Source organism: Okeania sp. (genome assembly GCF_035285525.1).
GTDB lineage: Bacteria > Cyanobacteriota > Cyanobacteriia > Cyanobacteriales > Microcoleaceae > Trichodesmium.
Genome location: NZ_JAYKGW010000006.1, coordinates 12,485 through 36,466 on the forward strand (window position 1 = coordinate 12,485; position 23,982 = coordinate 36,466).

The 23,982-nt window shown below is 33.9% G+C and carries 13 protein-coding genes and 2 pseudogenes; 7 read left to right on the plus strand and 8 right to left on the minus strand.

Going from position 1 to position 23,982, the window contains the following annotated elements:
• Positions 1-44: 44 nt before the first annotated feature.
• Together VKJ25_RS00535 and VKJ25_RS00540 are read left to right on the plus strand one after the other, a co-directional pair.
• Positions 45-203: a hypothetical protein gene (locus tag VKJ25_RS00535; protein ID WP_324234680.1), complete on the plus strand. Its 159-nt coding sequence runs from the start codon at positions 45-47 to the stop codon at positions 201-203.
• Between the two features lie 359 nt (positions 204-562).
• On the plus strand, positions 563-1,099 hold the full coding sequence (locus VKJ25_RS00540) for an MPN domain-containing protein (RefSeq protein WP_324234681.1): 537 nt from the start codon (positions 563-565) through the stop codon (positions 1,097-1,099).
• A 365-nt stretch (positions 1,100-1,464) separates the two neighbouring features.
• Here VKJ25_RS00540 and VKJ25_RS00545 read toward each other — a convergent pair whose 3' ends face one another.
• Positions 1,465-1,635: a hypothetical protein gene (locus VKJ25_RS00545; protein ID WP_324234682.1), complete on the minus strand. Its 171-nt coding sequence runs from the start codon at positions 1,633-1,635 to the stop codon at positions 1,465-1,467.
• Between the two features lie 645 nt (positions 1,636-2,280).
• Here VKJ25_RS00545 and VKJ25_RS00550 point away from each other — a divergent pair.
• From VKJ25_RS00550 to VKJ25_RS00565, 4 genes are all read left to right on the plus strand, one after another.
• Positions 2,281-3,228 carry a hypothetical protein gene (locus VKJ25_RS00550; RefSeq protein WP_324234683.1) on the plus strand — a complete coding sequence of 316 codons (948 nt, stop codon included), beginning with the start codon at positions 2,281-2,283 and terminating at the stop codon, positions 3,226-3,228.
• Positions 3,229-3,915: 687 nt separating this feature from the next.
• The gene (locus VKJ25_RS00555) at positions 3,916-5,265 is read left to right on the plus strand and encodes an ATP-binding protein (protein WP_324234684.1); all 1,350 of its coding nucleotides are present in this window, start codon (positions 3,916-3,918) and stop codon (positions 5,263-5,265) included.
• 50 nt (positions 5,266-5,315) lie between these two features.
• Positions 5,316-5,492, plus strand: coding sequence for a hypothetical protein (locus VKJ25_RS00560; protein ID WP_324234685.1), 177 nt, complete (start codon positions 5,316-5,318; stop codon positions 5,490-5,492).
• 3,397 nt (positions 5,493-8,889) lie between these two features.
• The gene (locus tag VKJ25_RS00565) at positions 8,890-10,818 is read left to right on the plus strand and encodes an ATP-binding protein (protein ID WP_324234686.1); all 1,929 of its coding nucleotides are present in this window, start codon (positions 8,890-8,892) and stop codon (positions 10,816-10,818) included.
• Between the two features lie 297 nt (positions 10,819-11,115).
• Here the strand turns inward: VKJ25_RS00565 and VKJ25_RS00570 are convergent, their stop codons facing one another.
• Together VKJ25_RS00570 and VKJ25_RS00575 are read right to left on the minus strand one after the other, a co-directional pair.
• The gene (locus tag VKJ25_RS00570) at positions 11,116-12,780 is read right to left on the minus strand and encodes an ammonium transporter (RefSeq protein ID WP_324234687.1); all 1,665 of its coding nucleotides are present in this window, start codon (positions 12,778-12,780) and stop codon (positions 11,116-11,118) included.
• A 739-nt stretch (positions 12,781-13,519) separates the two neighbouring features.
• Positions 13,520-13,717 (minus strand): hypothetical protein, encoded by a 198-nt coding sequence (locus tag VKJ25_RS00575; RefSeq protein ID WP_324234688.1) that lies wholly within the window; start codon positions 13,715-13,717, stop codon positions 13,520-13,522.
• A gap of 791 nt (positions 13,718-14,508) precedes the next feature.
• On the opposite strand from VKJ25_RS00575, the gene VKJ25_RS00580 reads away from it, so the two are divergent.
• Positions 14,509-18,012: a Ser-Thr-rich GPI-anchored membrane family protein gene (locus VKJ25_RS00580; RefSeq protein WP_324234689.1), complete on the plus strand. Its 3,504-nt coding sequence runs from the start codon at positions 14,509-14,511 to the stop codon at positions 18,010-18,012.
• A gap of 41 nt (positions 18,013-18,053) precedes the next feature.
• On the opposite strand, the gene VKJ25_RS00585 is transcribed toward VKJ25_RS00580, so the two are convergent.
• The 5 genes and pseudogenes from VKJ25_RS00585 to VKJ25_RS00600 all read right to left on the minus strand — a co-directional run bounded on the left by VKJ25_RS00585 (position 18,054) and on the right by VKJ25_RS00600 (position 23,296).
• Complete coding sequence (locus VKJ25_RS00585; RefSeq protein ID WP_324234690.1) at positions 18,054-18,215, minus strand: hypothetical protein; 162 nt, start codon at positions 18,213-18,215, stop codon at positions 18,054-18,056.
• 32 nt (positions 18,216-18,247) lie between these two features.
• Positions 18,248-19,114, minus strand: a complete 867-nt coding sequence (locus VKJ25_RS00590) for an Rpn family recombination-promoting nuclease/putative transposase (RefSeq protein WP_324234691.1) — start codon at positions 19,112-19,114, stop codon at positions 18,248-18,250.
• Between the two features lie 315 nt (positions 19,115-19,429).
• Positions 19,430-19,972 (minus strand): annotated as a pseudogene (locus VKJ25_RS00595) (Rpn family recombination-promoting nuclease/putative transposase).
• A gap of 209 nt (positions 19,973-20,181) precedes the next feature.
• Positions 20,182-20,229, minus strand: a pseudogene (locus VKJ25_RS24400) (hypothetical protein); the annotation flags it as partial.
• 667 nt (positions 20,230-20,896) lie between these two features.
• Positions 20,897-23,296 carry a caspase family protein gene (locus VKJ25_RS00600; protein ID WP_324234692.1) on the minus strand — a complete coding sequence of 800 codons (2,400 nt, stop codon included), beginning with the start codon at positions 23,294-23,296 and terminating at the stop codon, positions 20,897-20,899.
• Between the last annotated feature and the right edge of the window lie 686 nt (positions 23,297-23,982).

Genomic DNA, 23,982 nt, shown 5'->3' on the forward strand with positions numbered 1-23,982 from the left:
AAAAGTTTATAATAAAGCTAAAAGTCAAATAATTTATCTAAATTATGGAACCAATTAAATTCTTTCCTAATAAACCAGTTACTCCAAATAAGTTTGTCGGCAGAACATCTGAAATATACACAATTTTTGCCCAAATTAATAATCGTGGTCATGTGGCTATTTATGATAGTTCTGGCATGGATAAATCATCTTTACTAAAGTAAATAAAATCTCGTAATTTTTGGGATGAGAAAGGATTAAATTTTTCACAAGCTTTGATTGTTTATCACAACTGCGAGGGTTTATTTACAACAAATAATTTTTGGAAAGAAGTGTTAATTGAGTTAAAAAATAAAGCTGAAATTGATGCAAATTTACAATGCAAAATTGATGATTTATTAAAATTAGAAACAATAGAAATAAGAGATATACGACAGATTCTGAAGGAGATTGGGAAAAGAGATCAATTTTTATTATTACTATTAGATGATTATCATGCAATACTTCGTAAATTATCTTGTTGCAAGGACAGCGACGAATTGCTAAAACATGAGTTATTGAGCAGATTAGTAATTTTGTAGATTTGGAAAACTTTGTTTTTATTAAACTTTCTCTAAAAGATAAAAACTATATAACTATTGGAAAGTTGTTTGAAGAATTAGCAATAGAAATTAAGGATTACATAAAAAATCATCTTGAGATAGAAGAGAATAGTATTTCGTGTAATAACAATTCTGAATATCAAGATATATTAAAGTGGTTTAAGCCAATATTTTTGCCAGAAGTTTATGGAACACTAGGTGATAAAAATGTTGTTCTAATGTTAGATGAATTTGATAATTTAGATGATATTAATCAAGATAAAGCAAACAATTTTTACAAATATTTTAATCAGATAGTTGTTAGAAATAACAAGCTTTGTCTACTACCAGTTATAGGCAAGGCTGTTGAGGAGCTTTCTAAACATTTCCAGAACTCTTTTAGGCAAGTAACTTTGGAAAAAATTGCATTACTAAAAACTTCAGATGTTAAAAAGTTAATTATCGATCCAACGGCAAAACTCAAATATCAAGATGCAGCTATTGAGGCAATTCTCAAATTATCAGCTAATCATCCTTAATTTTACTCAAGTTTTATGTTTTAAATTATTTAACAATGCTAGAGCTAGAGATATATGGGAAGTTACTTATCAAGATTTAGAAAGTATTTTTGAAAAAGTAATTACTCATTGTCAAAGAGGATTAGCGTCTTTACTAAATTCATTACCAATATATGAAAAAGTTGTTTTTTTACAGTAGCAAAGTCTCAAGATATAGATAGTTTAACAGAGCAATTAGTAATTTTAGAAGATTATGGTGTTTTTGTAACGGATGCCTTCAAAACAGTGCTGATAAATTTGGAGAAATGGAATTTTTTAGAAAAGCAAAATTCTACTTCGCTAGAGGATTTTTATCAATTAATCGACAGCTCAAAGAAATATCTAAACTAGAACCAAACAACGAGCCAGATATTCTCTAATAAAATAGAGAACCTTTCAGGAGTAGAAGTTGAACTCGAAGCCTCAGCTAAACCAGTTTGGCAAGTTATCAAAACTATGATAGTTGCCAAAAATAAACAGAGATACCTAAAACGTGAGAACCATTTTTTACTTGTCATTTCAGTTATCAGTTATGAATTATCAGTATCTCAAATTGAGTTAGGAGGCAACAAAACTTAAAATTTACTTTGTTAAACTTTGGGATTATATCTTAAACAAATAGAGGTTACATAATCTAGAAATAAATTATAATAACCTTTTACTTATAGATAAGAATTACCCAAAAGTACATATAGAGTTCAAAAACTATAGCGCTATAGTTTGAAACCCTATTTATGTTATCTCTGCGTAACTCTTAATAGAATTACTATTGCTGTAATACATAATTTTCAAACCTTGGTTGGGAGTGCGATCGCAATATTATCTTAGTTGTAATTAAACATAAATTAAAAAATAAAATCTTGTTTCAGGTAGGTATTTTACCTGCCTTTTTCTTTAGCAATTTGTATTTTGACAAATATAAAAAAATATGATATACCAAATATTAAATTTAAATTGATAGGAAGCCCAATATTTGGCTACCAAAAATACTCTGATATAATTTCCAATTATATTCAAGCTAAAAATCAAGTAATTTATCTAACTTTATGCAGCAACCTAAATTCTTTCTTAGGGAAGCAGCAAAACGTTTAGTAGAATATGGCTTTATAGAAAAATAAGGTACAGGTTATAAAATTAAAGTAGAATTAGTTCGACTTTGGCTGTTGAATAATTATCCTTTATCTGATGAAGAAAAACTTTCAATTAAAGAAAATTTCCCAGACAAGTTGAATAATTATCCTTTATCTGATAAAAAAAGACTATCAATAAAGAAAATTTCCCAAACAAGTCGAAATATATCTAAAACAAATAACAATAACAAAATGGATACACAAGATGGAAAAAATAATTCTCAAGGACCTAACCAAGTTTATTCTTTTATCTCTTTATTGTCAGTATGTGTAGTTATTATTGCTGTTATTTCCCAATCATGGAATCGTTTTAGAATACCTCCTATATGTAATTATTTACTCACGGAAGTAAAGAGTAAAATAGCATCAGTGGCTTCAGAAGAGCAATTAGAAATTATCAACAAATTTATACAGGATAAAATTCAAAATGAGCAATGCCCTAGTTCCGATGAAGTTTATGGAGAATTTTATGAATTATTTTACCAGCATGGACAGGAAAAAGTTAAGAACACAAAATTTAAGGAAGCTATACAAACTTGGTGTTCTGTTACGGGTAACTATGGCAAGATAACTGAAGAGATAACTAAGTTAATTTCACCAAATAGTGGCTTGCTTAAAGCAGAAAAAAGAAAGTTAATTAATGAAATTTTTAAACAAAATCAGTCAGAAAATAAATGTCCTAGCTATTCACTTGACGATCAACAAAACAAAAAATATTTGTTCCAGCAATTAGAACAAATAAATAAGTTTTATGACAAAAAAGCTAAAAGCCAAAGCAGTGAATATTATTATCAAGAAGCTGTCAGATCATATTGTCAAATATCAAATCATTATTCTCAACTTCCTCAGATTAAACTACGTCTAGAAGATTGGTATAAGGATGAATTTGAGGTATTGATATTGCGTGAACAAAGAGAAGAAATAATCAATACACTCAACAAAATAGGGAAAAATAATTGCCCAGCATTTCCAGATATTTAATTAATTTTAATCAGCTCTAGGAGTTTTTTTTAAACAGCATAAGTTAAGTCCGAAAAAGTCGAAGCACCATTAGCTAAAGTTGTTTTACAATTTATCAAAACTATGATATTCGCCAAAAATAAACAGAATTAGATATGAATTATAATTTTCAAATCTTGATTGGGAGCGCGATCGCAAGTTTATCTGAAGTTTAAATTAAATATAAATAAAAAATGAAATCTTGTTTTAGGTAGGCATTTCCCTTGACTTTTTATTTAGCATTTAGCAATTTGTAGCTTGACAAAGATTAAAAATTTTGCTAATCATACACAGCTAAAATCTAATCCAGAAAAGCCCAATAGACTTCACATATAGTTACCAAGATTCAAAGTCTGTTACGTGGTAACAATTATTTTTCTCCCCACACTCCCCACACTTCCCACACTCCCCACACTTCCCACACTCCCCACACTCCCCACACTTCCCACACTCCCCAAAACTCAGCTACCTTTAATTTTTTGCTATAGTTAAAAACTATACAGTAATCCTAAATAAGTTGTGATAAATCAAAAAGTAAATAAAAAAAATTAAACTCTCACTTGTTCCCAGTTAAGTATTCATTAATTACCTAAAAAGAATGAAACTTTGTCCGGGAATAAAATTAGGATTGCTATAGTAAAATCAGAAATAAAATAATTTATTTAAGTTATGGTTATGCCAGCAAATAAATTCTTTCCTAATAAACCTGTTCCCCCAGATAAGTTTGTCGGCAGAGAATACGAACTCAACACAATTTTTGACCAAATTATTAATCGTGGTCTTATTAGTATTCATGGTAGCTCTGGTATAGGTAAAACATCTTTACTTAACTATATAAAATCTCCTCAATGTTGGGAAGAAAGACAATTGGATTTTTCGGAAGTTTTTATTGTTTATCACAACTGTGAAGGTTATATATTTACCATAAATAATTTTTGGAGAAGAGTTTTAGAAGAACTAAAAAATCAAACTCAAGACTATGAAGATTTGCAAATTGAAATTGATCGGTTATTAGATGATGAAATAAGAATAAGTAGTATACGACAAATTCTCAAAAAGATTGGGGAAAAAAATAAATTTTTATTATTGTTATTAGATGATTATCATGCAATTATTCGTAGAAAAGAAGAGTATGAAAAAGACTTTGAAAAGTCTAAAGAAATGGAAGAGTTTTTAAGTGGAATGCGTAATTTGGCTGTTCATAGTAAAGAAAGTCAATATTTCTCAAATGTTGTAACTACCTTTCAAAAATTACATGAATTAGGTCCAACAATTACTCGTGCAGGTTCTCCTTGGTATAATCATTATTCCTATTTGCCTTTAAAACCTTTTAGTAAAAAAGATATTAATAATTATTTTTTTAAATCTGATAGTCATTTCTTTATTTCAATTCCGGAAAATATCTATGAAGAAGAAGTTTTAGAAATGACTGGTGGGTATCCAGGTTTACTTCAATTTACAGGGAATGTATTTTCCCGCTTTGATTCAGCAGCTCTTGATACTTTAAATAAAAAACTAACAGGTTATGCTGACCAAATTTTTCAGGAGATTGTCAATACACAGCTAAGAGATTATGCTGACGACTTTTTTCAGGATATTTGGAAAAATATCCAAGAGGATGAGCAAAAAATTTTGAAGTTAATTGTCATAGACATTTCTAAAGGTGATGTAGGAGGAAAACATTATTCTGTTGATGGTATAGACAAAGAATTTATTCGTAATCGTAGCGTATTGGATGGTCTTCAAGAAAAAGGATTGATCTATAAACTTGTGCCAGGAAATAAATATGATTTTTCTTCTTCTTTAATGAAAGACTTTGTTAGGGAAAAATTTGAAGAGAATGAAGATAACAAAGTTGCCAAAGCTACAGATCGAGAGATATTAATGAATTTATTGATTACTAAAATTACTAGGGGAAAATGGGAGCAAGTTAAAGAGAATATACAGCCTGTAATTAATTTTCTGCAACCTCTTACTAAAACCTTTAATGGAGATGTTAAGGAATGGGAAGGCGAATAATAACAAATATTTAGGGTTGGCTGAAAAATTATTTTTAAGGAGATGGGGAGATGGGGAGATGGGGAGATGGGGAGATGGGGAGATGGGGAGATGGGGAGATGGGGAGATGGGGAGATGGTGAATATAAGCCTCTAATTCTAGCTTTTTCCCTATTTCCCCTCCTGGGAGGGGTTAGGGGTGGGTTGACTCCTGACTTACTTCTTTGGCATAAAAACACACCTTTGTAAAGATACGATTAGGGGTTCTATGGAAATCGTAAATTAAGTTGCCAGATTTTACAATAGGGGTTGGCTCTTCAAATTTTTTGGTGTTTGGGTTTGGAGACTAAACTCCTACAGTTTTTTCTCAGTAATTATCCGGACATGATATAATTTAATATTTAGTTTCTCAAGCTCCTCAAGAAGGCAGAAGGTAGAGGGTAGAAGGCAGAAGGAAAAGAAAGCTTCAAAGGGAAAAGGCTTTTTTCTCAGTAATTATCCGGACATGATATAATTTAATATTTAGTTTCTCAAGCTCCTCAAGAAGGCAGAAGGAAAAGAAAGCTTCAAAGGGAAAAGGCTTTTTTCTCAGTAATTATCCGGACATGATATAATTTAATATTTAGGGTTTCTTAAAATCATCAGGAAGGTAGAGGGTAGAAGGCAGAAGGAAAAGAAAGCTTCAAAGGGAAAAGGCTTTTTTCTCAGTAATTATCCGGACATGATATAATTTAATATTTAGGGTTTCTTAAAATCCTCAAGAAGCCAGAAGGCAGAAGGAAAAGAAAGCTTCAAAGGGAAAAGGTTTTTTTCTCAGTAATTATCCGGACATGATATAATTCAATATTTAGGGTTTCTTAAAATCCTCAATAAGCCAGAAGGCAGCTATGCTGAAGGCAGAAGGAAAAAAAGCTTTAAAGGGAAAAGACTTTTTTCTCAGTAATTATCCGGACATGATATAATTCAATATTGAGGGCTTGCTGATTAAATCTACAGCAAATTTCGGACCAGTGATTTACAGGGTAAATTGTGGAAATATTGTATTGCCAGCATCTTGCCCCCTTATGTGTACCTCACGAGCAACGGAAAGCGCTGTAAAACTATTAATAGACAAAGCTTAAAGGCTTTTTACGGTAACAAAAAGTGTCAAAAAACTACTAAATTAACCTGGAAAATAGTTTCTTAAAATCCTGAAGTATAACCATCTTTTTGTTTTTGATTTCCTGTTCCTTTAAACCTAGAATTTTGTACCTCATCAATATGAGAATTACCGAAGAATTCAATGATTAAATGATTAAATGATTAAATGATTAAATGATTAAATGATTAGGGTTTTGAAGCCTCCCCTTTAAAAGGGAAAAAATCAATTTTTTCCTTTGATTCAATCCTCTTCCTTTTAGGGATAAGTAATTATAAATTATCCATTATTGAATATACTTTTGCAAATTACAAATAATTCCTTATACCAAATTAATTGTATAAATTTATAAGCCAAATTAATTACAATTTCTACTATAAATCTCCAATCTTATCGATAAATTATCAATTATTTTTCTCTGTTCCCTCTCTCAACTAGGAAATTAATTTGGCACGACTACTTAAATTTAGTTAGGGTTGGCGCTCAAAAGTCTGATGGTTAAGGTAGGAAGTATGTAGGGACGTCCTTATGCAACTTCCTGACAAAGTTAGGATAAACGGGGAGTTGTAGAAGAAGTGGTTATTAATAAATCCCCCTTATTGTTTCTGTCATAATTATCCTAAAATCCTCACTTTTTCCGCTCCATAAATCCAAAAGCTGGTACTTTTACGGTTCCCGATAAATCAGCCCGTAAAATCCTGCAAACGTTTATCTGTCAATGCTTTTATGTTTAATCAGCCAGCCCTAGTTATTTTGATGAAAAATTATTATAATATTAGTTTATTTGCCCAATTTTATAACCATAAAACTGATAGTAATCATACATGATTTGTCATAGAAAAATGCATATATTTGTTCTATTAACCCAAACATTAATGGGATTTATCAATGCAACTTCTACAAGAAAATTTGAGATTGCTATATGAGAATAAAAATTTAGAAAAGAAATAGTTCCTTTGTATAAAACCTAAAATAAAATTGTTTCGAGTTTGATTATTTAAATAACAATAGTTATAAATTATAATAAAGCTTCGACTTAGTTGACAAGCTGCATTATAACGCAATATAATATAGTGGTTATCTCAACCAAGAATATAATGAAATTTGTCAAACCTAAAACATTGACTTAATCAAATAATAACGTATAATGTTTGGATAAGCATACTATGAAACAGGGTGTACTCAGCCGGACAAAAAATATATTTGACAACTTATTTAGCCAAAAACTATGGTACGATTGTCATTATAATTTAGGAAACTGCTGTATTTCCGAAAAAATCTTAACTCTAGGGAATTTGGGATATGGCCTTTCTAAGTTCATCGCTAAATTAATTACAGCTTGCTGATTAAATCTAAAAGTATTACCAAATAAAGGTTTTAGCCTTTTTAAGTTCTCAAAAAGTGCAAGTTTTTCGGTAGCTCTGGTACGGTTCCCGAACAATCAAAAAGGAGCGCATTTTGGGCGCATAGTTGGGCAAAAAAAAATACACTCCCTATCCTTTCTATCTCCCCATCCCCCGATCTCCCCGTTTCCCCATCTCCTTAAAAAGATTTTCTCAGTCAACCTTAATTACATTTTGACCAAAAAATAAGGTCTCAAGCTTCCCTTTTCCAAGGGAGGAAAAATATTCGATTCAGCATTTCCAGTCTGTGGGTTCGGTTAGAGGTACTGTTAACTAATAACCAGAAATGATTCCTAGTTTACTGTGCCGTCTCTTAACTAAATAATCGGAAACAATTTTAATCACGCTATAATCATGGCGGAATAACAGTTTTAAGGACAATCAGCGATACCCAATAAATGGGTAAAGTTGAGTGCATTTTTATCTACTTTTTTGCGTTTTTGACAAATCATTGCATACTACGATAAATACAGAGTATCAGGGTGTTTGCTATTAGGGTGTTTCGTAAAAATAAGTATTTCGTTTTTGAGGTAGTTTATTAAGAATTATCAAATATGGGTGCTGTTAAAAAATAATCTGTAGTAAACTGACGCACCTCAAAATCTAGGTTGGGCTTCGATTCCTTAACCCAACTAAACCTTACTGATGTTGGGTTTAGTTTCATGGTTTGCTTTGCTGCGCAATGAAGTTCACAAACAACCCAACCTAGATATATTTATCCATTTTAGATGTGTCAGTCCAGCAAGTTTCTAGGGTGCATTTTTGCGCTTCGCAAAGCTTTCCTATGGAATGCTGCGCAAACGTTTTTCATGTCGCGTTTCATATCAGCGACAGTCGAAAAGCGAAACCGCGAAGAGCCGACATGAAAAGACAACTTAAATTAAGACTAAGAAAGGAATTTAGCAATCCGTCGTCACGCACCGCTTTAGATGTGTTAGTCCACTACGTCATATTGCTCCATTTTTAGATGTGTTAGTCCAGTAACTTGAATTTTTGCTGCACTTTACTTCATCTTTGGTCTTTTACTGATAGTATTTTTTATTTCCTAGAAATTTTTTTACCTTTAATCAACATGAACTATAATCAACTAATCAATCCTTACGTTATGAACTATAACCAACTAATCAATCCTTACATTTTTGGTAAGCCAATTTATGAAAAAGAAAAGTTATTTGGTAGAGAAAATACGATTCAAGAAATTCAAAATAATCTTGAAAATAATGTCAAAATAACTTTATTGCACGTCCAAAGACGTATTGGTAAAACTTCATTAATAACTTGTTTACCTCAGTTTTTCACTGAAGAAGAAAATAACTATAAATTTGTTACTTTTTCATTTCAGGGTCATAAAGATAAACCAATTCCGGAAATTCTCAATTATCTGGCTGATGATATTGCTGCTACTATTGATGGACTTCCGAAACAAGTCAGGGAAGAAGCTAATAGTTCATACAACTTTTTTCAGATTTTTTTACCCAGGATTATTAATGAATATTTATCAGGTAAAACTCTGGTTCTTCTCCTAGATGAATTTGATGTTTTAGAAGAAGATAGAACCATATCCGATCGGGGAAAAAAGTTATTTGAAGAGTTAGAAAAACTTGTTAAGCAAGAAGAAAAACTATTTGCTATTCTGGTTTTTGGTAGACCTTTAAATGATGTTATTTATCTAGAAGAATTTTTACAAAAAAAAGAGCAAAAGACTGTAGAAGTTGGTTTATTGGATAAGGAGAGTACAGAAAATTTGATTGTGCAGCCAGCTTTGGGAATGCTAAGATATCAACCAGATGCAATTGATGCGATTTGGCAATTATCCGCAGGTCATCCTTCTATAACACAATTATTATGCTTTAATATTTTCAAATATTGTCGAGAAAAAAAAATAAGAAAGGTAACAGATACTCATGTTTCCTTAATTGTAAATCAAGCGATCGCAGAGGGCGAAGCATTATTAAATAGTTTTCTAGAACCTTTAGAAGATGATGAAAAACTATTTTTTCGGGCAGTAGCAGAAATTCAAGAAAGTTCTGGAAAAAATCAACTGCAAACTATAATACGAAGTTGGCAGTCTATAGGAAAACGTTTGGTTGAAGAATATGGCTTTTTAGCAGAAAAAGAAGATCAAACAGGTTATCAAATTAAAGTTGAATTTGTTCAGCTCTGGTTGATAAAGTTCCATCCTTTATCTCAAGAAGAAAAGTTGCAAATGCAGAAATTTCCGGAGATAAATAATAACAATTATGAGCCTAAATCAGCAGTAAATAATCATGCTCAAAAACCTAATCAAATTTATGTTTTCTTTTCTTTGTTGTTAGTAGTTGGAATTTTTTCTGTTGTTATTATCCAATCATTATCTGGTTTCAAAAGACCGGCTATTTGCAATGATTTACTGAAGCAAATAAATAGCAAAATATCATCAGGAACTTTAGCAGAAAGATTGGCAGTTATCAATAAATTTAGAGAGAAGAAAAATTTGGATAAAAAATGTTCTAATTCTGATGAAATTTATGGAAATTTTTATGAGTTACTTTTTATGTATGGGCAGGAAGAAATTGAGAATAAAAAATTTGAGGTAGGGATAAAAAATTTATGTTCTATTAGTGATGAATATAGCGAAAAAACTCAAGAATATATCAATACGTTAATTGGCTCGGGTAGTAGTTTGTCTAGAGAAGAAAAAAGAAAGTTTATTGATCAAATTATTCAACAAAATCAAGCAGAAAATAAATGCTCTGCTTATTCATTTGATAACGAAGCAAATAAAAATAATTTGTTTCAGCAACTACAACAAATAGATAAGTTTTATAATGAACAAGGCAAACAGCAAAGTAGTAACTATAATTATTCAGAAGCTGTCACATCATACTGTAAAATATCAAAGTATTATTCTCAAATTCCTCAGATTAAACAACAATTAAGAGATTTGTATAATGATGAATTTGGGGGACTTATATTGCGTAAAGAAAAAGAGGAAATGATTAATACACTCAAGAAAATAGGTGAAAATAATTGTCCAGCATTTCCAGATGTTTAAGAAAATCGACTTCTCCAGAAAAGAGGTTTGGTCTCCAAATCCATTGGTGCTTGGGTTTGGAGACCAAACCCCTACAGTTTTTTCTCACAAATGATTTCATATTACCTTAGCTAAAGTTTCCTACTGTGGTTTACTTTATTTTAGGGGGGTTTGGAGACCAAACCCCTACAGTTTTTTCTCACAAATGATTTCATACTATGAGGAGTTACACAGAAACTGGGTTTATCAACTAAATGTCCTGGTTTTAACAAAAATATCACAGTAATAAACCCGGTTTCTCGGTCGCCTTGCGTATTACTACTTTAATGTGGTAACTTCATCTGTGGAATGTGGATTTTGAGAATTTACCCAAAAACCATCACTACCTTCTATTTCCTCTCTAGGTGTAACTCTGATTCCTTGTCTAGCGATCATAGTAATTTTATCCAACAAATTTCCTTTGTTGGATAATTTTCTCTTTTTCCCAATAATCATGTCAAAACTGTACAAAATTACACCAATGATTATCCAAACTATCCAACTCAAAACAAAAATGAAACCGAAAATAATTAACCATCCTAATATTTGAGAACCTAGTTGACCTAAAATATTATAACTATCTTTATACGGTATACTATCTCTGAGACTCCAGAATACAGCTATAGTACCCCAACCTCCACAAAAAAGATGAACCGGAATAGCTCCTACTGGATCGTCAATTTTCAGAGACCTTAAAAATATTTTACCTGCAACCACAAGAACTCCACTAACAGCTCCTATAAGAATCGCAATAGGAACATCAATATAACCAGAACAACCAGTGACTCCAACTAAACCCCCTAAAATACCATTAATCAGTGATGTAAGTTCAGGTTTTCCGCTTTCTGGGTTATTTTCAAATACTTGAGACCATAGACTGGTTACAGGAGTTGCTAATATAGCAACTATACCACCTGTGGCTGCGGACATGATAGTTGTAATGATGGTATGACCAACTTCTTCCAGCTCAGTAGTTGAACCACCATTAAAACCCAACCAACCCAACCAAAGTATAAAACATCCAAGGGTAGCAGATGTTAAGTTGCTGGAGTCAGTAAAATAGTTTTGATTCTCAAATTTCCGAGGTAAGGGTTCCCGTGGTACACGACTATCTAAATCTTCTTGTGGATCGTACCCAAAGCGATTCCATCTGGGTTTCAGTATTATAGCGCCAACTAAAGCAGCGGTTCCTCCCACAGTATGGACAACAGTAGCTCCAGCAAAATCTACAAAATTAAATAGTTGGCTTAACCAACCATATTTTGACCATACCCAATGACCAATAATAGGATATAGAAATGCTACTAAGATAAAACTAAACCAGAAAAATCCCCAAAACCTAATTCTTTCTGCTACAGAGCCAGAAACAATAGTAGCTGCAGTGGCAGCAAATGCTAATTGAAAGAAAAACAGAGATGTGATCGAACGTCTGGGAAACTGACTTTGCAAACAGGAAAATCCTGTCTCAGGAAAACTTAGGGGATTTTCATCTTTTTTTGGTAATAGAATAAATTGTGATTTTTCCTCCAACTCATTATATTCGGTTGTGGGAGAAAAATGCCCCCAATAAGTTACTATGGGTGGGCTATTTTCATTGACATCTTCTCCACAAGAATAGTTTGAGTTATCGCCAAACATCACACCAAAACCAAACGTCCAGAAAGCGATCGCTGCTACACAAAAAACTATTAAATTTTTTGCCAATACATTAATAGAGTTTTCTTTGCGACACAAACCATCTTCTAGGAGAGCAAAACCAGAATTCATAAAGAATACTAAAGCAGCAGCTAATACCAGCCAGATATTGTCTACGGCGGCAAAATCATTAATATTATCATTAGCTAAAGCTGTTTTGCCAGTTATTAAAACTATGATAGTTGCTAAAAATAAACAAAGATACCTACAATGTGAAAACCAATTTTTATCTGTCGATTTGCCTAACATGAAAACTCCATCATTTCAGTTATTAGTTACCGAAAAACTAAGGTATAAAGCCTCTCCATTCGACCAATAAAATAAAAAAAGTTCCTTTTAGCTAATCCTCTTCTTTATAAGAAGAGGTAATTATTAATTAAATAATTCAGCTTAAAAGCCTCCCTATTTAAACTATGCTTTACCCAAATATTTCTTAATATAAAACCTGGGCATTATTGACAAGTTATGGATAAGTCGTTTGAGAGGCTTTTTCAGCAGAAAAAATCTGTGGAAAAATACACAACCCTGGTTCGTAGAAGTAGAATGAAATCACCCTGATCCAAAAGTTAAGATTCAATAGTTTTCTCAACAATTAAAACAATCTTTTAGTAATGTTTTCTAGTAGAATGAAATGTCCCTGATGCAACAGTTGAGATTGCTTAATAGTTTTCTCAACAATTAAAACAATCTTTTAGTAACATTTTCTAGTAGAATAGGACTTACGCAAAATAACGTAATTCCGTCAGTGCTAGCGATAGCCTTTGCGGAGCATGACCTCAGGAAAGCAATCTCAGATTCCCAATACTCGTTCCTTATGCATAAGTCCTGTAGAATAAAATGTCCCTGATGCAAGAGTTGAGATTATTTAATAGTTTTCTCAACAGTTAAAAAACGTTTTTATATATTAATATTTGGGAGCTTACCTTAAAAAGGTAATATTGTCAATGGATATTTTCATATTCTTAGGAGTTACCCATAAACACTATTGTTAGTGAATTGTTTCAGCTAAAACTGTGAAATAGATTTTTGTTTCTAGGTGTCTTTTTCTCCCCACCCCTTCCCATACTTCCCACACTTCCCATCTAATTGACCATTTTAAAACTAAACAATGCAGTAGTAGATTGACAAACCTTAAACCCAACAAAAATGTTGCTCCCCGACTTCCCAAATGCAAATGCACACTCATTAGCTGTCTCGGTCCAGTAGGCTGTGTTTCGCTGCGCGACATGAATACACTCGCATTCCCTATACGAAAAAGCGCACAACGCACAACGCACCAAGACTCTATAGAACCCCTAAACTGATCTATAAAATTAGTGGGGGAGTGGGGGAGATAGTGTATAATAGAGGTATTTTTATACTTTTTTATCTATTCTATTTCTTGAAATCCTGACTCCTGTCTTTAAATCCTCACTTTTGCAAAGATACGCTTAGGGGTTCTATATATATTGCCTTTCGGTAAGTCCTTTCCACAATTAATAATTAACAATTAATAGTTAATTATTAGGGTTTGCGCTTTTTCAGTCTTTTAATAGCAGGGAGAATCCAGAATCCTGTAATCCTGCAATCCAGGAGTCAGGAGAATTACACAAGAGGTAGGAGGAAGAATTATCAAAGTGATTTACGGTTCCCGAAAAATCGGCTAATTATGGCAGAAAATCCTAGACTTTTGAGCTTGAGAGGCTTAAAGGCTGATACTTTTGACCTACCTAAAAATGCTAAAAGGTTTATCTGTAAAGACTTTCATCTTTAATCAGCCAGCCCTAATTACCTCTTGTTATAAAAAACCAGAATTGAGAAAAAGTTGATTCGCTAGGTTATATAACACTTACGGAGCAACCATACATATGGTGCTTAAAACCCCATACGCAATCGTTAAAAAACTCTATATACAGTACCAGTACCTTTGCGTAAGTCCTGTTATAATGAGTGGCTAAGTGATTTGTTAGTGATAAAAATTTTGTTAAGGGGGTAATCTTGGACAATATTTTTGAGCCAGAATCCGGCAAATTTGGGCTAGAATTTGGAGACCCCATGTTAGCTGGGATAAATGAAACTAATAATGAGTTGCGATTTGCTAGTGGTACAGAATCGAGTGTAGCTAGCTCGGAGCTAAAAATTGAAAATATAGATACAGGCAATGATGATTTATTGTTGCCTCAGAATACCCCGGGAAAAGTGGGTTTAACTAAGTCTGAAGAGTCACAAAAGAAGACCTCAACCGATAAAGAAGACTCACTAACAGGAAAAGGGAATGATGTAGCTGAACAAGTCGATACCCTAACTGGTGAGACATCTAATGAAATAGAAATACAAACTAGGTCTGCTAAAAAAGATAAAGCAGGTAATAGCCGGAAAAAAGCCTATAACTTCGGAGTCTTGAATGATGATGAGAAGTTAAAAGAATATGTAGGTAGGTCAGACAAGAAAGACTATTATAAGTTCAAAGTTAAGGAGAAGACAGATGTAGATATTGATTTGCGTGGTCTCAGTGGAAATGCAGATTTGTATTTGGAGAATAATAAGGGTAAGGTTCTGGAAAAGTCTACCAAAAGTGGCAAGAAAGCAGAAAACATTGAGCGCACTTTAAACCCAGGAACTTATTATGTGAGAGTGCAGCCAAAGGGTAACGCAAATGCTAATTACACTTTGAGTTTGGATGGTAAGTTGCCAGATATCGCCGGTAATAGTCTGAAGAAGGCTCACAACTTGGGAGTGTTGAAGGATGATGAACAGTTACAGGAATTTGTCAGTAAGTTAGACAAGAAAGACTATTATAAGTTCAAAGTTAAGGAGAAGACAGATGTAGATATTGATTTGAGTGGTCTCAGTGGAAATGCAGATTTGTATTTGGAGAATAATAAGGGTAAGGTTCTGGAAAAGTCTACCAAAAGTGGCAAGAAAGCAGAAAATATTGAGCGCACTTTAAACCCAGGAACTTATTATGTGAGAGTGCAGCCAAAGGGTAACGCAAATGCTAATTACACTTTGAGTTTCGGTGTCGAGTCCCCCGATGAAAACTTACCATATTTATTAAGCACACCTCTTCTAGACCCTGAAGTTCAAAAAAATGATAACTCCTCCTTTGCTTTTACAACACCTGTAGACTTGCCTTCTAGTTTCGACTTGAGGGAAGAGGGTGCTGTAACCCCTGTGAGAGACCAGGGCAGTTACGGCTCTTGCTGGGCATTTGCCAGCTATGCCTCTTTAGAAAGTTCTATCCTTAAAGCAAGTGGAACTGAGGTCGATCTTTCTGAAAATCACCTGAAAAACCATAACGGATTTGAGTGGAGAATACCAGTAGGTGGTACCCAAGAACAGCCAGGAGAAGGCGGTAATCATAGTATGAGCATCGCTTATTTGAGTCGCGGTGATGGTCCGGTTAACGAAGCCGACGATCCTTACAAAGAATATAAAGACTACCCCGGTCAAGAGGGAACACCAAAATACTATGTAGATAATATGCTCATCTTTGATACAGATACAGAGATGAAGCAAGGTTTAATAGATTACGGTGCCCTATACACGACTATGGCGATTGACTACAGCAGTTTCTCCAAAGATAAGACAACCTATTACTTCTCTGGTGGTGAGCCAGATGGCTATCATGCAGTGGCAATTGTAGGTTGGGATGATAACAAGGCGATACCTGGAGCATCAGAAGAGGGTGCGTGGCTTTGTAAAAATAGTTGGGGAGCAGATTGGGCTGACGATGGCTATTTTTGGATATCTTACCAAGATGTAGCGGGAGCAAATATAGGGATATCTTTCAATGATGCTACTGCTGCCAGCAATTTTAACAATATCTACTATCACGACGAATTTGGTCAAGTAAGTACATTCAACTCTCCCTATGCTCTCAATGCCTTTACTGCCAAAGAAAACGAAGCCTTAAGTGCAATTGGTTTTTACACTCAAGCTGATAGTGCTATATACAATATCAAAGTCTATGATGATTTTGACAACGGTAAACCTTCCCAACTGCTGGCAGAAACAAGGGGTAATGCGGCTTATGCTGGTTATCATACAGTTGATCTAAATAGCTTAGTTAATTTGACAGCAGGAGAAGACTTCTACATCTACCTTCAAATAGAAAATGGTGGAAACTATCCTCAAGCTATTGACCAAAAGAGTTATAATTCCCCAGATAGCACTGCCAAAAAGGGTGAGAGCTATTATAGTAACGATGGTAAAACTTGGACAGATTTGACAACTTGGGATAGCACAGCAAATTTTTCCATTAAAGCTTTGACGACTGAGACTGTAAAGTCAGAGGACTTTATTACTGTTAACTCCCCAAATGGTGGTGATACCCTAGAACCAGGAAAAAGCTACAATATCACTTGGAATGACAACATCAGTGAGGATGTTCTTATCTACTTGTACGAAAATAACGAGGATGATAGCATTATAACTTACTCAACTCCTAGTGATGGTAGTTACGATTGGAAAGTACCGACAAACTTAGCTAGTGGTAGCACTTATAAAATTGCAATTCAGAGTTCAGTTAATGGTGAAATTTATGACTACAGTGATGACTTCTTTACTATTAAAGCAAGTGATTTTATTACAGTCAACTCGCCTAATGGTGGTAATACCTTAAAATCAGGAGAAAGTTACAATATTACTTGGAGTGACAACATCAGCGAGGATATTCGTATCTACTTGTACGAAAATAACGAGTATGATCGTATGATAACTGACTCAACTGCTAGTGATGGTAGCTACAACTGGAAAGTACCGACAAACTTAGATAGTGGTAGCACTTATCAAATTGCGATACAGAGTGTAGTTAATGGAGAGATTTACGACTACAGTGACAACGCTTTCACGATTCAAGCAAATGATTTCATTACGGTTAACTCACCGAATGGAGGTAATACTCTAGAACCAGGAAAAAGCTACAACATCACTTGGAGTGACAACATCAGCGAGGATGTTCTTATTTACTTGTACGAAAATAACGAGTATGATAGCATTATAACTTACTCAACTTCTAGTAATGGAAGTTACAACTGGAAAGTACCGACCAACTTAGCTAGTGGTAGCACTTATAAAATTGCGATTCAGAGCGCGGTTAATGGTGATATTTACGACTTCAGTGACAACTTCTTTACTATTAAACCTGATGATTTAAATTCTAATAGATACTACTTTACCTACTCTTATAATGTAGATGATTCCTATAATGGTTACTTTTACGAAAAACCAGGAACCTACTCTTTAGGTGATGTCTTAGACAGCGGTAGTGGTGTCTACGAGATATGGGATGTTGAAAGTGGTGTAGGTAATAAAAACGACATTGGCGATGTTTACGTTTATTCCTACAACGATACTAACTATACTGGTGGTAATTACGAACCATTCTTCTGGACATGGGGATTACCAGCAGGTATAAATGGTTTAGGTAGTGAGTATGATCAAATATTAGGTTTCTTTGGTTATGACTATTTTGACCCCTATGATGAAGCTGATGGTTAAATTTAGAGATTGATTTGTCTGGTGCTACATTCAGAGCGACATTACTCTAATTTCACATCTAGGCATTTTTTCTGTCTATGATGGCAAAGTTCAAATAATCTTTTTCTGGGAGCGATCGCGCCAGCGGTGCGGAACATTACTGCTCCTCCGAAACGAACCAAGTTTGAGGAGCGACACTTTTTTTCTAGGAGGAAAGGAGCCATAGTTAATTCCAACCAATCAAAACTATCTCTAATTATCCATTATTTTCAGCAGTTTGTTGAACTTGTTCCACAGTTAAATCCAACCGTTGTGCTATTTCTTCAATAGTCAAGCCCAGTTCTAACAACATAGGAACTGTTAATAGTTTTCCCTCTTGTCTACCCTCTTGTCTACCCTCTTGTCTACCTTCTTCTCTGGCATAATTTATTTTCCCTCTCTCGTCTTGCAACATCATCCCTCGTCGATCAAATTCCTCTAACTCTTCCGGGCTAAAATTAGCTCGATTAGCAATATATAAAGCACTTTCAATTTCTGGAACTTCTCCTAAAGGTTTTGGTACTATATCCAACCTAGCAGTTTCTTTCAGAAAATAAATCCACTTATCACTTAAAGTCTCTAATTCATCCAACTTTTTCTGAAACTTCGGCAACTCTAAAAATATTAGTTTCAGTTCTCCATTTTTATAGACAAAATCTTTAGTTTCTTCTTTAAACACAAACTTATTAAGTGGGTCTTTAGTTTCATCAAACATATTAAAATCAGTAATTGTCACAGCTATGACTGGATTTAGCAGAAAATAAAGTTCACCTTTTTCTAATTGATTAGCATAAGTTTTACAGAGATTATAAGCCACCCTTCTATCGAAAGCTTGCATCTTAGAAACTTGCATTTCAATAATCACTATTGAATCATCAGATAATGTAGCTTGAATATCTAAATAACTATCTTTTAAAGATTCTATTTGACTGGGATTATAGGGATTATTAATTGTTAAAGATTTGATGATATTTTCACCATCATAAATAATAGCATTGAGAAAACTAATAAGTATTTGTTGAGATTGATTAGAACCAAATATTCTTTTAAAGGCATAATCAATTTTAGGACTGATAAATTTCATAATAGTAATAGTTAAAAGAGTTTGTGGTTGTATTGTAACAGAAAATTTCCAGGAATAAAAATTACGTTGACACTAAAAGAATTAAGAAAAAAATCTCAGAACTTATCGGTAAGCGATCGCTCTTTACTGTTCCCATTTTTTTAAAATCATCAGGACTTACGCAAAGGTACTATGTATAGAGTCAAAAAACTATTGCACAATAGTTTTGAACGCTACATATAGCTTCTCTCCGTAAGTCCTGATCATCCATCCCGAACATTTCTATGACTTCCTCTGGTTCTAAATTTTGAAATTTGTACAAAATAACTGTTTTGACTAATTCTGCACTTTTTGCTTTTCAGTCCCTTGTGCTAGTTCTGTCGTTGCTTTGGCAGCTAACATTTTTGCCTGTTGTACTGCCAGGGCTTCATCTTCTACTATTAACTTGAGTATACCCAAACCCAAGTTATCATAAGCTTTCTCTCCCAAGTCTTCCAGATAAACTACTGTCACCTGACTACTATTTAATAGAGTTTGATACGGTTGAGTATCTTTTGGTTCAATATTGCGGTTAGCAAATACCACTAACCCATACCAATATTTAGTTTCCTTGTATTGACGCAGATAGAGAAATATCTCGCCAAAAAATCGGCGATAAAATTTTTCATTCTTTTGCATTTGCACTGCACCGAAATGAATAGGAGTATCAGGAGACTGAGTCTTAGGAACTAATACACCATCCAAACGAAAACCTGTTTGTTTGATTTCCACCTAGCGAAACTTGTAAGAGTTTGTTACAGTAGGAGATTGCCCTAAAAGTTGAAAGTAAACACCGGGCATCTCCAAAAATAATCTATAGAATATACTATCTGTTTTCATTGCAAAATTTTGTTGTCATGTTGATAATTATATTATGGTGAATAGCTCTTGATAACAGTTTGAGGATTTGTTTAGATTACTTTTGATTTTCAAGTTGCGCGATCGCTGCTAGTACCTTTTCTAAGGTCAAAGCTAGATATTCTGCTTCTTGTATTGTCAACCCATCTCTCTGCCAGATTATCTAAGATGACCGAAACCATAATCCGAGTTCCTTTAATACAAAGTTTCCCGTGACCAACTTTGGGATTAAAACTAATCTGGTTTTGTCAGTTATTGATTTTTAGGTCTCTTTAATTATCAATTATCTATTGTTAAAGCGATCGCTCCTTCAAAACCAACCAAGTTTGAGGAGCGACGCTTTTTTTCTAGGAGGAAAGGAGCGATAGTTAATTCCAACCAATCAACACTATCTCTAATTATCCATTATTTTGAGCAGCTTGTTGAACTGGTTCCACAGTTAAATCCAACCGTTGTGCTATCTCTTCAATAGTCAATCCTAGTTCTAACAACATAGGAACTACTTGCAACTTAGTTAATAATGTTCCCTCTTCTCTACCTTATTCGTTAATAATCTTGCCTCTTGTCTACCTTCTTCTCTGCTTTCCTGCTTAATGTCGAGATTTTTTAAAATCATCGATTTTTAGTAGGAAGGAAGGTAGAAGTTTTTTTCCATTGCCACTTTTTCTGATATAGTAACAATACTACTAGACTTGATATGATCAGGACTTACACGGGAGGCACTATATATAGAGTCTGGCTCAGTTACGAAATCGGCTTTTTTCTTTCCTGCGGAATGCTACGCAAACCCTAGATGTCCGCAGCTTTTTATGTTACCTCAAGCGCTGTTAACGGAGTTATGCGCAGCGCCAAAACAAACCCTACCAATAGCGTTTATGGGTAAGTCCTAATTATCTGAAAAACCCCTTAAACAACCCTATAAACAAAATTCAAAGTAGCCCAGCTATTAATATCTAGAGTATAATCATCAGTTGATAACCCACTAGATTGAATCGCTAATTTACTTGCACCCTGTAAATCTCGTAAAATTGCTTCTGCTACTGCTAAAGGATTCGATACTTCTTTAATTAGCAAGTCATCTCCAACCTGAGACAGTTGCTCATTAAGAGTTACAATTGTTTCCTCAAATGGTTGATAGCTACAGAAAATCAGGCTTTTTGCTAATCCTTCAGGACTTGTTAATCGCCACCCAAAAGTTCCTGTCTCTCTAGGAGACTTGCTCATCACCGGAGGCATATTTATACTATCTCTTGGAGAAATAACTAGACCTGTTTGTGAAGGTCGAGCCTTATCGCCAACTTGATTAGATATTTTTGGATCGATAGCAAAAATACGCCCACTACTATCTAAAATTAATAACATAAAATAGACTGGGCGAGCGCCATCATTATATAATCGATATTGAATTTGACTACCAATAGGTAAAGTTAGTAATTCCTGAGAAACTCCAAAGTTACTTACATCTTCTAGATTAGTTGGAAATTTTTCCCCATCGCTAATCCCCAAAGTTTCTCGGTGCATAATGATCTTTGGTTCTCTAGTAATACCTGGAGTAATAGTGACTAAGTTAGCTTTAACTTTAATTTGAGTAGAGCTTTCATTCTTAGTTAAGCCTAATATCTTAGCTGCTAGCAAAGTTTTCAATGGAGAACTTAACCTTTGTGCTGCCACCTTAACCGCTTCTCCTCCTTCTCCTATACTATTAGGTATTAACATCTGACCTAAAGAAAATAGACCATAACGACCCTGATAAATAGACGATAGAGGAGCAGAAGAACTTTGAGTAATAGATGTTTCCCGAACTCGACTAAATACATAATCTGCTGACTGTGTATTTGCCACTACAGTAACTTGAGGTATTGCTGAAAAACCACTGGTAGCATCTACCCGCTCAATTCTTGATAAATTAGAATCTAGAGCTATCATCAAATCCATAGGTTGAGGCAAAACTCTAATCTTTTCTCGCACCAGGGTTCCTGTCAAAAGTTCAGGACTCGCAATAAATCTTTCTGTTTGGTTATTGGTATTTTTATCGCTGCGTTTCAATGATTCTTGTGAACTATTAGCTTGAACAATGACAGAAGCTTTAGCATTTAAACCACTTCGACTCCGAATTTGTAATTTAAAGTTGAAGTTGGAATCGAAATTGGGTATAGTTGTGAATAGAGAATTAGAAGTAACCGTATCAAGAACATTAATTGGTAATCCTCCTAACCAGATGCTTGCTGCTTTGCCATTATCTTCTACTGAAGTGACTACACCACTAGCAGGTGGTAATACAGGACTCAAGATATTTTGAGAATTTATAGTTACTGGAGTTATAGCAGCTACTTTTGTAGATTGAGCAATTGTCTGTTGTTTTGCTTCTTTAAACTCTGGCTGCTGATTAGCTCCAGTTAATTTTTCTACAGAGCTAGCAGCTTGTGAAAAACTCATTTGTAGTCTAGTTGCAGGAGTTGTTGACCATAAATTTTGAGTCAGAGCATAAGTGAATAGACCTGAACTAAAACCGTTCCAATCAGTTTCAGTAGCAAATTGACTCTCTTGACTAGCATTCAAAATCACTCCTGGAAACTCCCTTTCATAACTTTCTTGTTCTCCTAGAAGATTTTGTTGATTCCGCAGTTCCATTTGCATTGCTTTCTCTTTAATATTAATTGGCTCTGTAGTCGAACTAGGTCGAGAGCGAATTCTTAAAACACCTTGCAAATTTCTACCAGGATATACATAGCTAGTATCTAAAATTGTTACTACTTTTCTTGTAGGTAGCGATCGCAATAATAACCATAGAGTTTCTTCTAATACATCATTTCTTGGTCTACGGTTATTATTGGGAGGTGTGCCATCTATTGGTACTAGACTATTTTGAAATGATGTTAAATTTGAGGTAATTAATTCATTATGTTCATCCTCATCAATCATTTTACTTACACGACTACCATAGCCACTAAAGTGAAATAAAACCAAATCATCTGGTTTAGCCTGATTAGTTAAATGATTAATAAAAGCTGTTTCTATATTTTCCCTTGTAGCTTGTTTATTTGTGAGAGTGAAAATATCAGCAGGTAAAAAACCAAACCGATTAACTAACAATTCTTTCTGCATCTCCACATCTGTAACACACCCAGATAGAGGTTGATCTGGATATTCATTAATACCTACTAAAAATGCTAATTTACCTCCTGTAGTTTCAGCTAAAGCTTCCAAGTAACGACTTTGGAGACGCCACCATCCTGCTTCATTTATTCCTAATGCTCCCAGGGCTAAGCTAGCCCTTTGTAAAAATTCCCGCCGCTTTAATCCCATGCTTCTCCCTTAATTTCCTACCTTTTACTAAGTCAAGTAAGAACTATATGTAACTATATTGCTAATTTGCTGTATAATTGACGCACTCTATCATTAATCAACCAGGACAATCGTGGTAAATTTTAAACACTCACGAGTTTAGCTTCCTGTATATTTCTGGCGAGCTGTTTAACCAGCGAGCCATTTCCAACAGCTCTCAGAGATAACTTAATACTTAAGGCAAAATGCCCGTTTCAGTCTCTCGTTCAAGTCACTGTTTCTCTAGGGACTTATAATATATCAATTGAGCCAATTTTATAAGATAATCATGGCAATATTTAAAAGTTAATTTATCATCAGGACTTACCCAAAGAAAACCAGTTTCTAGGGTAATATAAAATCCGGTTGAATACTTATTATATAGTTGGGGTGATGGGGTGATTGAAGTGTAGATAGAATTATCAACATATACTATATAACCGGATTCTATATAAATCATTGTTTTTGACAATAAACATCTATAATAAACCGGGTTTCTGGGTTTCCCTGCTTAAGTCCTGTGTCATGTTAAAGTAATAGATTAATTTCACTTTCTAACTGGTTTTATACTAAAATTAGAATTTATAGTCTTAACTTTTAGAGGCGGATTAAAAGCTTACCTTTGGATCAGTCTATAGCTTTAATAACCCGCCTCTAATTATCTATGC

What these genes read in the sequence shown, in the direction of transcription:
- VKJ25_RS00570 (WP_324234687.1), bottom strand. Translation starts at nt 12,780, where the DNA reads ATGTTAGGCAAATCGACAGATAAAAATTGGTTTTCACATTGTAGGTAT.
- VKJ25_RS00590 (WP_324234691.1), bottom strand. Translation starts at nt 19,114, where the DNA reads ATGAAATTTATCAGTCCTAAAATTGATTATGCCTTTAAAAGAATATTT.
- VKJ25_RS00545 (WP_324234682.1), bottom strand. Translation starts at nt 1,635, where the DNA reads ATGACAAGTAAAAAATGGTTCTCACGTTTTAGGTATCTCTGTTTATTT.
- VKJ25_RS00555 (WP_324234684.1), top strand. Translation starts at nt 3,916, where the DNA reads ATGGTTATGCCAGCAAATAAATTCTTTCCTAATAAACCTGTTCCCCCA.
- VKJ25_RS00585 (WP_324234690.1), bottom strand. Translation starts at nt 18,215, where the DNA reads ATGGCTCCTTTCCTCCTAGAAAAAAAGTGTCGCTCCTCAAACTTGGTT.
- VKJ25_RS00565 (WP_324234686.1), top strand. Translation starts at nt 8,890, where the DNA reads ATGAACTATAACCAACTAATCAATCCTTACATTTTTGGTAAGCCAATT.
- VKJ25_RS00535 (WP_324234680.1), top strand. Translation starts at nt 45, where the DNA reads ATGGAACCAATTAAATTCTTTCCTAATAAACCAGTTACTCCAAATAAG.
- VKJ25_RS00600 (WP_324234692.1), bottom strand. Translation starts at nt 23,296, where the DNA reads ATGGGATTAAAGCGGCGGGAATTTTTACAAAGGGCTAGCTTAGCCCTG.
- VKJ25_RS00575 (WP_324234688.1), bottom strand. Translation starts at nt 13,717, where the DNA reads ATGAGTGTGCATTTGCATTTGGGAAGTCGGGGAGCAACATTTTTGTTG.
- VKJ25_RS00560 (WP_324234685.1), top strand. Translation starts at nt 5,316, where the DNA reads ATGGGGAGATGGGGAGATGGGGAGATGGGGAGATGGGGAGATGGGGAG.